The sequence below is a fragment of the Pseudomonas sp. HP_08 genome (assembly GCF_055284095.1).
The window spans coordinates 117,098-129,574 of sequence record NZ_JBTOQC010000012.1; the positions used below are offsets into that span (position 1 = coordinate 117,098).

The 12,477-nt window shown below is 62.4% G+C and carries 10 protein-coding genes; 7 read left to right on the forward strand and 3 right to left on the reverse strand.

Features of this window, described 5'->3' with window-relative positions; all coding sequences use genetic code 11:
- Positions 1-77 precede the first annotated feature (77 nt).
- On the forward strand, positions 78-1,292 hold the full coding sequence (locus tag ACYAS9_RS12195; RefSeq protein WP_463568549.1) for an aldose 1-epimerase family protein: 1,215 nt from the start codon (positions 78-80) through the stop codon (positions 1,290-1,292).
- Here ACYAS9_RS12195 and ACYAS9_RS12200 read toward each other — a convergent pair whose 3' ends face one another.
- From ACYAS9_RS12200 to ACYAS9_RS12210, 3 genes are read right to left on the reverse strand one after another with little or no spacing between them, the layout of a single operon-like run.
- Positions 1,293-4,130, reverse strand: coding sequence for a DUF4132 domain-containing protein (locus ACYAS9_RS12200; protein ID WP_463568550.1), 2,838 nt, complete (start codon positions 4,128-4,130; stop codon positions 1,293-1,295).
- 30 nt (positions 4,131-4,160) lie between these two features.
- Positions 4,161-4,601, reverse strand: a complete 441-nt coding sequence (locus ACYAS9_RS12205; RefSeq protein WP_463568551.1) for a hypothetical protein — start codon at positions 4,599-4,601, stop codon at positions 4,161-4,163.
- Between the two features lie 20 nt (positions 4,602-4,621).
- Positions 4,622-6,475, reverse strand: a complete 1,854-nt coding sequence (locus ACYAS9_RS12210; protein WP_463568552.1) for an ABC transporter ATP-binding protein — start codon at positions 6,473-6,475, stop codon at positions 4,622-4,624.
- A gap of 256 nt (positions 6,476-6,731) precedes the next feature.
- On the opposite strand from ACYAS9_RS12210, the gene ACYAS9_RS12215 reads away from it, so the two are divergent.
- The 6 genes from ACYAS9_RS12215 to ACYAS9_RS12240 all read left to right on the forward strand — a co-directional run bounded on the left by ACYAS9_RS12215 (position 6,732) and on the right by ACYAS9_RS12240 (position 12,446).
- Complete coding sequence (locus ACYAS9_RS12215; protein WP_463568553.1) at positions 6,732-7,493, forward strand: efflux RND transporter periplasmic adaptor subunit; 762 nt, start codon at positions 6,732-6,734, stop codon at positions 7,491-7,493.
- Positions 7,490-8,809, forward strand: a complete 1,320-nt coding sequence (locus tag ACYAS9_RS12220; protein ID WP_463568554.1) for an efflux RND transporter periplasmic adaptor subunit — start codon at positions 7,490-7,492, stop codon at positions 8,807-8,809. The genes ACYAS9_RS12215 and ACYAS9_RS12220 overlap by 4 nt, the downstream gene beginning before the upstream one ends.
- Positions 8,806-10,905 (forward strand): efflux RND transporter periplasmic adaptor subunit, encoded by a 2,100-nt coding sequence (locus ACYAS9_RS12225; RefSeq protein WP_463568555.1) that lies wholly within the window; start codon positions 8,806-8,808, stop codon positions 10,903-10,905. The genes ACYAS9_RS12220 and ACYAS9_RS12225 overlap by 4 nt, the downstream gene beginning before the upstream one ends.
- 118 nt (positions 10,906-11,023) lie before the next feature.
- Positions 11,024-11,524, forward strand: coding sequence for a GNAT family N-acetyltransferase (locus ACYAS9_RS12230; protein WP_463568556.1), 501 nt, complete (start codon positions 11,024-11,026; stop codon positions 11,522-11,524).
- The gene (locus ACYAS9_RS12235; RefSeq protein ID WP_463568557.1) at positions 11,521-11,862 is read left to right on the forward strand and encodes a DUF6916 family protein; all 342 of its coding nucleotides are present in this window, start codon (positions 11,521-11,523) and stop codon (positions 11,860-11,862) included. Before ACYAS9_RS12230 ends, ACYAS9_RS12235 begins: the two co-directional genes overlap by 4 nt.
- Positions 11,863-11,906: 44 nt before the next feature.
- A complete protein-coding gene (locus tag ACYAS9_RS12240; protein ID WP_463568558.1) occupies positions 11,907-12,446 on the forward strand; it encodes a phage tail protein in 540 nt (179 codons plus the stop codon).
- Positions 12,447-12,477 lie beyond the last annotated feature (31 nt).

The following is a 12,477-nucleotide window of genomic DNA, read 5'->3' on the forward strand; positions in this document are numbered from 1 at the left end:
ATGGCGCTAGACTCGTCCCCACGCTGAATCGATTCACCCTGCATCAGCGAACCATAATTCCAAGAAAGGATCCGCTCATGAAACTGCTCCCCATCGCCTGCGCCATCGCCACGCTTTCCCTCAGTACTCACGCCTTTGCCTGGGACTTTGTCCTGCTCGACAGCGACAAGCCCGCCAGTAATCTGCGCATCACCAGCGAGCAACTTGGCGTCAAGGTCGACAAACCTTTTTCGATCAGCATGCGCACCTTGCACGGTGGTCGTCAGGAGGGCGTGAGCCTGATCGATATCGACAACGGCACGATGAAACTGACGCTGGTGCCGACGCGCGGCATGAATGTGCTCAATGCCCAGGTTGGCAATGCGCGGATGGGCTGGGATTCGCCGGTCAAGGAAGTGGTCAACCCGGCGTTCATCGAGCTTAACGGTCGCGGCGGCCTGGGCTGGCTCGAGGGCTTCAACGAGCTGGTCACCCGCTGTGGTTACGAGTGGGTCGGTCATCCGGGCATGGACAACGGCGAGTTGCTGACCTTGCACGGTCGCGCGGCGAACATCCCGGCCAGCAAGGTGACCGTGCACATCGATGAAACCCCGCCGTATGCCATTCATGTGCGTGGCGAGTTGAAAGAGCAGGCGTTCAAGAAAGTCGACTTCAGCGTGCAGACCGAGCTGGTCACCGAGCCGGGTGCGGCGCGGTTTGTGCTTAATGACACCTTGACCAACAACGGCGATTACCCCAAGGAATACCAGGCGCTGTACCACAGCAACTTCAGCACGCCGTTTCTGGAAGAAGGTGCCCGCTTTGTCGCACCGGTCAAACAGGTATCGCCCTTCAACGACAAAGCCAAGGCTGACCTGAGCGACTGGCAGACCTATCGCGCCCCGACGCCCGACTACGATGAAACCGTCTACAACGTGGTGCCTTACGGCGATGCCAAAGGCGACACCTTGACCGTGCTGCACAACAAGGCCAGCAACCTCGGCGTCGCGGTGGGTTTCAATGTGCAGCAGTTGCCGGTGTTCTCGCTGTGGAAAAACACCGACACACGCGGCCAGGGCTATGTCACCGGGCTGGAGCCAGGCACCAGCTTTTCCTACAACCGCCGTTATCAGCGGCCGCTGAACCTGGTGCCGACCATTGGCCCTAAACAGCAGCGTCAGTTCAGCATCAGCTACGCCTTGCTGGCCGACAAGCCGGCGGTGGACCAGGCATTGCAACAGGTCAAATCGATCCAGAACGAGCGTGCGACAGAAGTGCGGCAGACGCCGTTGGTGGATCTGAGCAAGGAGTGATCAGCCACCACGCTGTATCTGCTCAAGGATCAGGCTGTCGGTGATGTTGATGTCGTCCAGCAACAGAAACATCTTGCTCAGCACCTCGGCCATTTTCTTGTCGGTGTCGGCGAACGGCAGGTAGAACTCGGTAACGCTGGTTGCTGCCGGCACGATGCACAGGTAGTTGCCGGGTTCGATGTGGATGGCTGCGCTGCCCAGATGAATGCGGTAGTCGGCACGCTGGCCGCTGATGTGCAGGAAATGCCCTGCACATTTAACGTTTTGCAGCCCGAGCCCTTCAATCAACTCGCCGACCAGTTCGGTGCGTCGTTGCAGGGTTTCGTTGCTGGTGCTGTAGCCGTCTGCGGCGTGGGCCACCGAGACCAGCAGGTCGGCGTCGCGCATGACTTCCGAGAACAGCAGCGGCGGCACGTGCTCAAGCGCGATGGCTTGCTGGTCGCGGTAGAAGGCAATCGTGTCGAAGGTAAAGTGTTCGGTCTCCGAAAGGTAATGTCCGGTGTCGAGAAAGTTGAACAGGGCGTAAATGCCGTGCTCTTTGCTCTCGTAATAGATGTCTTCGACGCTTGAGGTCGACCAGTTGCGCGCCTGCAGCAAGCGGGCGGCGACGTTGGCTTTCAGGCGGTGGCCGGCAAAGCGGCTGGAGCACAGGCCGCTATCGCGCTCGGCCGGTGTCAGCAGGTACAGCTCGCGAAAGGCCTGCTTGAAAGGCTGTACGCGGCGCTGGCTGACCACTTGTTTTTGCCAGGCCGACAGTTGGCCTGCCGTGAACAGATGAAGAGGGTGCGCGATACGCAGGTTGTTTTGCGCGACGTGTGGGCGGCCTTCAAGGTCAGTCACCGTCAGCGTGGCGGCATCGAACCAGCCCAGCGCGGCGTCATCGACCTGCACGATCAGTTGTTCCAGTAGCAGGCGCACGGCGGGCATGTTCAGCAGCGGCTTGAGGTCGTCCAGCAACAGGGTTTCGCCGCTGCTCATCATCGCTTCCAGGGTGCGGCAAAAGCGTGCGATCTGCTCCTTGAGCTGGGTCTGCTGCGCTTTTAGCGCGACAAAGTCAGCGTGTTTACGGATCGCCGGCGGGGCGGTCTTGAGCGTCTTTCCGGCCTTGCCGATGTGCAGCGTGGGCGACAAGCCGTCGATCACCAGGGTGATGTCGTAGCCATCGATGCTGGCGGCCGTGTGGGCAGATTCGGCGATCTCCGATTCCATGGCCCATTCCAGGCGAATCGCCGAGGGGTAACCGGCGACACGCGCCAGATTTTCCAGGCCTGCCTGTATTGCTGCGTGGGAGTTGGCCTGGCGTTCCGCGCCGTATTTACGCACCTCCTTGTGCAGTTTCTTCAGCATCAGATAGCGCTGGCGGACGTCGTCCGGCCCCGTCACCGGCAGTACGCCATAGATGCGCATGGCCGCCTGTGCGTGACGGGTCAGTTTCTTTTCCAGCGCCGCTCGACCGATGCCCCGGTAGGCGTCAAGCAACACGCGCGTTTCGGGAAATGCCCAGTGCGAGGGCTCAAGCGCGGCAAGGTATTCGCGCAGGTGGTCGGGGTTGGCCTCGGCCAGCGCCTTGTCCAGCAGGTAGCGGTCCACCACGCCGACGCTGTCATCCAGGGTATTGGGCAAGTCGGTGCCCCAGCCGGACTGAGGCGCCAGGGCGATGTTCAGGTATTCACGCTGGAAGGCTTGCAGGTCACGCCAGCCAAGCGCGTCGAGCAGCACACGGCTGGCTTGCCCAGCGTAGGGCAGAGCGGTCAACAGGGTGTTTCTTGAAAAGCCGTTCAGCGCCGCGAGCAGTTCTGCCGATTGATGCTTGGGCAGTTCCTGAAGCAACAGGAATTGTTGCAGCACCGTGGCGGTATCGCCGAAGCTTTCGAAGTCATCCGGCCTCATGCCCAGCCGTTCGATGACTGCCAGGGCTTGCAGCAACCAGCGGCGCTGATACACCTCGACCGAGCGGAAGGTGTCAGCCAGTTTTTCGGCGTTATCGGGCAATGCTGCCAGGGCGTCCTCGACATAGCGCACGGTGAAGTCTGCCAGCTCAGGGTGTACGGCGGCGGGTTCGTCATCGGCGTAACGCTCCTGGTCCACGTCATCGCTGACAAGCCCGGACTCGTCCGGGTAGAACAGCATGGCGCGGCCCCAGGTATTGGCCGCGCGGACGAAGCGCGGGTAATCGAGGCGGCCCGCTTGCAGCAGGCCCAGCGCGATGCGCTCGATTTCCTTGTGGACATAGACGTATGCGTCGGCGACTTTCCGTTGTTCCTCATCCGGCGCAGAGGCGGGTGGTACGCGGTTCCAGCGGCCATCCAGTAACCACTCGGCCAGGGTCTGCCAGGCCGGGTCAGTTGGGTAATTGCTCAGCCGATTGATGCAGGCGTGAACGTCAGGAAAGACCCAGGCCTGGTCCGGGTTTCTTCTGTACAAGGCAGAGCCATCGCCGTCATCGGGCACTGGATAGTCACTGTCTTCGAAGGCAAATTGCAGCATGTGCTGCAGCCGCGCGCCGAGCTGCTCCAGCGCATAGGCATCCGGGTGCGCCGTGATCCATGCATCGCAAAGCCGCTGTTGCAGGCCATAGCGCTGTTGATCGCGGTGGTCTTGCAGATCGTCCCAGAGGGTCGGGAACGCAAAACCATCAGCCAGTGCCTTGGTTCCATGCTCGGGATGCTGCCTGACCCAGTCGTCAGCGATGGCCAGCAAATCGATGCCCTCCCAGAAGTCGGACTCGAATTCGTCATGCCGACTGAGCGTTGGATAATCATCCAGCGCTTTATCGCAGAAGGCTTGCAGCGCCGCGAGGCGGGTGGTTTGTTCGGGCACAGGACGGCGTGATTGCATGACAGTATCCGGGCAAATGAGCGACGAGGATCAACCGCCAACCAGCGGCACCAGGCGGATAAACGCGAGCGTGGAAGGAGGGCTCAATTCGATGGATTCATCGAGCCCATGCAGCATGACGCCATTGTGCAGAACGCGAAACGCACGGCTTTCAAAGCCCTTCAAGGCGCGCTCGACCTCAGCGTCGACATCCACGTCTGGCGCCTCGCGGGCCTGAGGCATCACAACCGCACCTTCACAGGCTTGCTGGCGAATGTCGCGCTCGCTCAGGTATTGGCGGTCGAGCACTTCGCGCACCGACAGGTGTTGCTGCCAGTGCTGGGCTGACAGCGCGGCGATCTGTTCGGCAACGGTCAGGCGAATGAGCTCGGCGACCGTCAAGGTCATCGAGCCCGGTGTCAGGGTGACAGGAGGCAGCAAAGGCTCCTGGCGTGCGCCTTTCAGGCAATAGCTATGAACCACGAACTCCATGACACCCCTCACAGGCCGGGTTATTCAATTGCCTCGGCCACGCCTTGATCTTCACCCAGAAACCCACCGCTCTGGTGATGCCACAACCGCGCATAAACGCCGTTCTTGCCGAGCAGTTCGGCGTGGGTGCCTTGTTCGATGATGCGCCCGTCATCCATGACGATCAGCCTGTCCATGGCGGCAATGGTCGACAGTCGATGGGCGATGGCAATCACGGTCTTGCCCTGCATCATTTCATCGAGGCTTTCCTGAATGGCCACTTCGACCTCCGAATCGAGGGCGCTGGTGGCCTCGTCCAGTAACAGGATCGGTGCGTTCTTGAGCATCACCCGCGCGATCGCGACACGTTGACGCTGGCCGCCCGACAGCTTGATGCCACGCTCGCCCACCAGGGTGTCGTAACCCGAGTGGCCTTGCTTGTCGCTCAGTTGACTGATGAAGCCATCGGCCTGGGCATTGGCGGCGGCGGTGCGGATTTGCGCATCGGTCGCGTCGGGACGGCCATAGGCGATGTTGTCGCGAATGGAGCGGTGCAGCAGCGAGGTGTCCTGTGTGACCATGCCGATGGCGCTGCGCAGGCTGTCCTGGGTGACGTGCGCGATGTTTTGCCCGTCGATGCGGATCTCGCCGTTGTCCACATCGTAGAAGCGCAACAGCAGGTTGATGAGTGTGGATTTGCCGGCACCGGAGCGGCCTACCAGGCCAATCTTTTCACCCGGGCGAATGCTCAGGCTGAGGGCATCCAGCACCTGGCGCTCGCCGTTGTAGTTGAAACTGACATTGTCGAAAGTGACCGCGCCACCGCTGGTGACCAGGGCGGTCGCGTCGGGTGCGTCCTGAACCTTGGGGCCGCGGGTCAGGGTGGCCATGCCGTCCTGCACGGTGCCGATGTTCTCGAACAGCGAAGTCATCTGCCACATGATCCAGTGCGACATGCCATTGATGCGCAAGGCCATGGCGGTAATCGCTGCCACGGCACCGGTGCCGACTTCGCCCTGGTGCCACAGCCACAGGGCAAAACCGCCGGCACCCATGATCAGCGCGACCACCAGAATCTGGTTGACGATCTCGAACTGGCTGACCAGGCGCATCTGGCGCAGGCCGGTGAGTTTGAAATCCTCCATCGCCGCACGGGCAAAGTGCGCTTCACGTTTGGAATGGGAGAACAGTTTGACCGTGGTGATATTGGTGTAGGCATCGGAGATGCGCCCGGTCATCGATGAGCGGGCGTTGGCCTGTTCCTGGCCGACTTTGCCCAGGCGCGGCACGAAGTAGCGCATGGCCAGACCGAACAACACCACCCAGGCCACAAAAGGCAGCATCAGCCTCAGGTCGAAACCGCCGGCCAAAGCGATAATCGCGATGAAGTACACGCCGATGCCGGGCGCGATTTCGACAATCGTGAACAGCACCTCGCGCACCGACAGGGCGGTCTGCATCACCTTGGTGGTGACCCGGCCGGAGAACTCGTCGGAGAAAAAAGAAAGGCTTTGGCGCAGCATCAGCCGATGGAAATCCCAGCGCAGCCGCAGTGGCAGGTTTATCGCCAAGACCTGGTGCTGGACCATCGTGCGCAACGCGACCAGACCAATGCTGGTCAGCAATATGGCGCCGATGCCCCACAGCACGCGGCTTTCCTGTGCAGCGGCTTCACCGCCGGCCTGCCAGGTCGAGAGCAGGTCCACGACTTGCCCGAGGAAGGAAAACAGCCAGGCTTCGTAAATCGACACGCCGGCGCTCAGCAGCGCAAACGCCAGGATATAGCCGCGGGCGCCACGGGTGCAGGCCCACAGGAAGCGCGCCATGCCGTCAGGCGGCGGTGGGACTTCATCGGGTGGGAAGGGGTCGAGCCATTGTTCAAACGCGCGAAGCATGGTGATCTCCAAAACGATCCAGTGCGAGATTCTGGCATTTAAAAGGACAAGTGGCCCACTATCGAGCGCACGCAATCGCTGATAGCATCCGGCCACTTCGTCGGATGCCATTCTGGCTAGGCCGTTCCCGGCTCTGCACCGGGCATTTGCGGCGGTAGCCTCAGGGTTGACGATGCTGACCAACGGTGGTTCAGGTTCTCTGAAAATCCGCCGATATCTCGATTGAATATTTCAGACCTTTACAGGGACGTAGCGAATGAAGCACGTAGTGTGGTGGGCGGCGTTGGCCCTGTTAAGCGGTGCGGTGCAGGCGGCGAGCGAGAGTGACCCGCTGCTCGAGGGCGCCACGTCGACCTCCAGTGAGGTTCGCGGCGTGCTGCGCGCTCGTTTCCAGGCGGTACTGGCCAGCGAGTTGTCCGGTCGGGTAACGGACCTGCCTTACGCCGAGGGCCAATCGTTCAGCAAGGGCGATGTGCTGGTGCGCTTCGATTGCAGTGCTTATCAGGCCCAGGCCAATGCGTCCGGTGCCGCCGTCCGTGCTGCCCGCGAGGAGCTGCGCAACAAGCAGCAACTGGCGGCGCTCAACTCCGTCGGCCGCTTCGAGGTGACACTGGCCGAGGCCCGACAGGCTCAGGTCCAGGCCGAATCGCAGGTCTATCAGGTCCAGGTCCAGCGCTGCCAGGTGAAGGCGCCGTTCGATGGCCAGGTCGTGGTACGCCGTGTGCAGGCGCACGAAAGTGTCGCCAGCGGTACGCCGCTGCTGGAAATCGTCGACAACCGCTCGCTTGAAATCCATGTGCTGGTGCCGTCGCGCTGGCTCGGCAGGCTCAAGCCCGAGCAAACCTTCAGTTTCGTCCCGGATGAAACCGGCACGCCGATCAATGCCGTGGTCAAGCGCCTTGGGGCGCGGATCGACGAGGGCAGCCAGACACTGCTGCTGATCGGCAGTGTGCCGGCGAACACCAAGGGCCTGCTGGCCGGCATGAGTGGCACGGCGCATTTCGCGGAGCCGCAATGAACGCGCCTGCCCCTGGCCCGCTTGAACAACTGCTTGCCCATTACCTGAAGCTGGAGCGTCAGGCACGCGCCGCTGCGTCGGTCGAGGTGCTGTCGTTCAGCATGGTCAACGACAGCCAGGCACTGTTCGGCTTTCGGCATGCGGCCTTGCTGATCACCGGCAAGGTCCGCGCCCTGACCGGTATCAGCGCGGTCGAGCCGAACGCGCCGTTCGTGGTGTTCATGGAGCGCATGGCCTCGCGCCTGGCGGCGGGTGAGCGTTTCGCCTTGCCCGGCGTGGTGCCGCCGCAGGATCTTGATCAGGCCAGTCGTGATGACTGGCAGGCACTGTCGGCGCCGCATGCATTCTGGCTGCCATTGAAAAACCGCGAAGACGAAGTGTTCGGCGGCCTGTGGCTGGCCCGTGACACGCCGTGGAATAGCGCCGAACAGGCGCTGCTGGCGCAACTGGGCGATTGCTACAGCCATGCCTGGCGAGCCTTGCAACCGGGCAAGCCATGGCGTTTGCGCTGGCCGGCGCGCACTCGCTGGGCGCTGGCTGCGGCCTTGTTGCTGGTGCTGTTGGTGCCGGTGCGCCAGTCGGTACTGGCGCCGGCCGAGGTGGTGCCGCGCAACGGTCAGGTGGTGGCCGCGCCGCTGGACGGCGTGGTCGCCGAGTTTCTGGTCAAGCCCAACCAGCCGGTCAAGACCGGGGATGTGCTGGTGCGCTTCGACGCCACCAGCCTCAAGGCCCAGGCCGATGTGGCCGAGCGTACCCTCGGCGTCGCCGAGGCGGAACTCAAGGCCAACACCCAGCGGGCGTTTTCCGATACCGATTCCAGTGCCCGGCTCGATCTGCTGGCCGCCCGCGTCGAACAGAAACGCGCCGAACGCGATTACGCCCGCGAGCTGCTGGCGCGCAGCGAAGTGCGCGCCGAGCGCGACGGCCTGGCGGTGTTCGCCGACGCCCAGCGCTGGACCGGCAAGCCGGTGCGCACCGGTGAGCGGCTGCTGGAAATCGCCGACCCGGCCCAGGCCGAACTGCGGATCGAACTGCCGGTGGCCGACGCCATCGGCCTGGAGCAGGGCGCCGAAGTCGCGCTGTTTCTCGACAGCGACCCGCTGAACCGCCACAGCGCCACGCTGGAGCGTGCCGCTTACCAGGCCCAGAACACAGCGGCCGGGCAACTGGCGTACCGGCTCGATGCGAACTTCGATGCGGCCGTACCGCGTATCGGTTTGCGCGGCACGGCCAAGGTCTTCGGTGACCGTGCGCCGCTGGCGCTGTACCTGCTGCGCCGGCCATTGGCAGCCCTGCGCCAGGCGGTGGGCCTGTGATGCTGCCGGCACTGCGTGCCGACCTGCAGCTTTCAACAGGCACGCCGGGGCTCGACGGTTCGCCGCAATGGACCCTGGCCGACCCGCTGCGCGGCAAGTACTTCAAGCTGGGCGCGCCGGCCATGCGCCTGTTGCGCCACTGGGCGCTGGGTGACCCGATGCGCGTGCTGAAGGCGGCCAATACCGAACCCGGCGTGCCACTGGGGCCCCAAGCGATCGAAGAACTGCTGCGTTTTTTGCGCGGGCATGACCTGATCAGCGCCGGCGACGCCGAGCAGCGTGCCGGTTACGAGGTCAAGGCGGCCAGCCAGCGCCAGGGCCTGTGGACGCAAGTGCTGCACAAATACCTGTTTTTCCGCATTCCGCTGTGGCGGCCGGACGCTTTTCTAAATCGCACCTGGCCGTGGCTGGAGCGTTTCGGCCCGAACCTGCTGCGCTTCGGTTTGCCGACCGTGTTGCTGCTGGGCATCTTTCTGGTGATGCGCGACTGGGAGCGCTTTCTGGCGACCTTTCCGCACCTGCTCAGCCTTGGCGGTATGGCGGCCTTCGCGATTGCTTTGGGCTTTGCCAAGCTCTGTCATGAATTCGGCCACGCCTACATGGCCAAGCGCGCCGGCTGCCGGGTGCCGAGTATGGGCGTGGCGTTCATGGTCTTGCTGCCGATGCTGTATACCGATGTCAGCGATGCCTGGCGCGTGCAGGACCGCCGGACCCGGTTATTGATCGGCGCCGGCGGCGTGCTGGCCGAACTGCTGCTGGCCTGCATCGCCTTGCTGGCGTGGTCGTTGTTGCCGGACGGGGCAGGGCGCACGGCGGCGTTCATGCTCGCCAGCGCCACCTGGATCACGACATTGGCGATCAACGTCAACCCGCTGATGCGTTTTGACGGCTACTTTCTGCTCAGCGATTTATGGGGCGTCGACAACCTGCAGAGTCGCGGTTTTGCTCTGGGCCGCTGGCACCTGCGCGAGCGCTTGTTCGGCTACGGCGAACCGGCACCGGAACGCTGGTCGCCGGCGCTGCGCAAGCGCCTGCTGTGCTGGAGCTATGCCGCCTGGATCTGGCGTGCGGTGCTGTTCTTCGGTATCGCCCTGGCCGTGTATCACCTGTTCTTCAAGGTGCTCGGCATCTTCCTGATGATGGTCGAGCTGGTGTGGTTCATCGGCCTGCCGATCTGGCGCGAGTGGGGGCATTGGTGGCAGCACCGCGACAAGGCGCAGCCGCGCAAGGTGTTGTTGCTCGGCGCCGGCCTGCTGGCGTTGCTCGCGGTGCTGCTGGTGCCGTGGCGCAGCGGCGTCGAAGTGCCGGCGATGCTCGAAGCGCAGCGGGTAAGTGCCTTGCACGCACCGACGCCTGCGCGGATTCGCGAAGTGCTGGTGAAGGATGGACAGCCTGTTACGCAGAACCAGGTACTGCTGACGCTGGAGTCGCCGGACCTGGCGTCGCGCATGAGCATTACCCGGCGTGAGATCGAGATTCTGCAATTGCAACTGCGTCGGCAGTCGAGCCGCAGCGCCACGGCCGCCGACAGCGGCATTCTGGAGCAGCGCCTGGCCGAGGCCGTGGCTGAGTACCGTGGTCTTGCGGCCCAACGCGAGCGCCTGAGCCTGCGCGCGCCGCACGCCGGCGTGGTCCGCGATCTGGCGCAAAACCTTGCGCCGGGCCGCTGGGTCGGCGTCGAGCTGCCGCTGGCCCAGGTCGCCGAGGACGGCTTGCGCTTGCGCGGCTACCTGGCCGAGGCCGATTTGTGGCGGGTCGCGCCGGGCACCACCGGGCATTTCGTCGCCGATGACGTGTTGCGCGATTCGCTGCCGGTCAGCCTCAAGGATGTGGACGCCAATGGCGTCTCTTTTATCGACCAGGAAGCGCTGGTGTCCGACCAGCACGGACCGATTGCCGTGCGCCGTGACGAAGAGAAAAGGGCGCAGCCGCTGGAGGCGCAATACGGTGTGCGTTTCGAGCTTGAAAGCGCAGCGCCCGAGCAGGTTTCACACCCGCAGCGAGGCCTTGTTGTGCTGGATGGAGAGGCCATGTCGTTATTGGGATCTGCCTGGCGACGACTGGCTGCATTAGGCGTCAGAGAAAGTGGATTTTAGTGATGTGTTTGTCAAACAGTTGCGCTAATCTGCTGGCAATATGCCGCGCCATCGAATGTGACACTCGTTACAAAGAAAGATTCACTGGAAAAGTCGTTCATACAGGGAAGTTGCTTTGATGCTGTCGAAGTACGCTGTGACACTCCGTGCCTTGCACTCAGGCGATATGGCCTTCATCGAAAGTCTTTATGCCGGCTCGCGCGCCTTTGAAATGTCCCATAGCGGCTGGCCCGCCGAACAGATCGCGGCTTTTCTCAGCCAGCAGTTTCATGCCCAGCATACCTATTACAAAGCCCATTACCCCGACGCCGAATTCCTCATCATTGAGCATGAAGGGCATGCCATCGGCCGGCTGTATCGATATTGGGGACCGAACACTTTACATGCGATCGATATTGCACTGCTTGCCGACTATCAGGGACGGGGTATTGGCAGTGCGTTGCTTGAGGACATGCTGCGTCGCGCCGATGAATCAGGGTTGGTGACCGAGTTGTTCGTAGAAAATTATAACCGTGCCCAGCGGCTGTATGGTCGCCTCGGATTCGACGTCATCAACGAGTCCGGGGTGTACCTGCGCATGCGCCGTGAACCTCGGACTGCCGCCAGGAAAGCGTTATGACTCAAGACACACTCTATGTAATGCCCAGCAGAGCTGAACTCGAAAGAGCAGATCCCCATGGCTTCATTCTGCAGATCGCCCCTGAGCAGGGACTGCGGGTCTCGCTGCTGAGCGTCGTCGAAGGCGTGCCGATGGATGCGCGCTTTGAATGCTATTCGCTGATGCTCGCGTTGCCCGTCGGGGTGACGTTGCCATCGCAACTGTATCGCCTGTTCGGCCCCGAGGGGCAGCAATGGCTGTTGCTGCTGACCCCTGTGATGCCGGAGCCGGACGGTCGCAATGTGCTCGAAGGTGTGATCCACCGTGAAGTGGTCCCGGCGACCAGCATCGAAAACTGAAAAGTTTCACCCCCAACGCTATTCAACTTTAAGGAAGTGGTTCGATGAGCGATCCGTTTATTGGCGAAATCAAGATGTTTGGCGGAAATTTCGCCCCGCGTGGCTACTCCTCATGCTCAGGGCAGTTACTGTCAATCGCCCAGAACAGTGCATTGTTTTCCATTCTTGGGACTACCTTTGGTGGAGACGGTCAGAACACATTCGGCCTGCCTGATTTGCGTGGCCGGGCGCCGATTCATTACGGCGCTGGTCCAGGCCTGACGCCCATTGAGTTGGGTGAAGTGGCGGGTACCGAGATGGTGACGCTGTTGAATACGCAAATGCCGGCGCACGTCCACACCATGATGGGTTCCACCGACGAAGCCACCAGCAATGTGCCGACGCCAAATTGCTTCCTTGGCTCGGCAGTCGACAAGGACCTGAACCCGGTAAACATCTACACCAGTACCCAGGGCACCCCGACGCCTTTCAACCCACAAAGCGGCGGCATTGCCGGTGGCTCCCAGGCATTTCCGATTCGCAACCCCTACCTGGCCGTGAACTTCATCATCGCACTTGAAGGGATCTACCCCTCCCGCCCCTGATGCAACAACCGGCGGTGCTCTAGGGCACCGC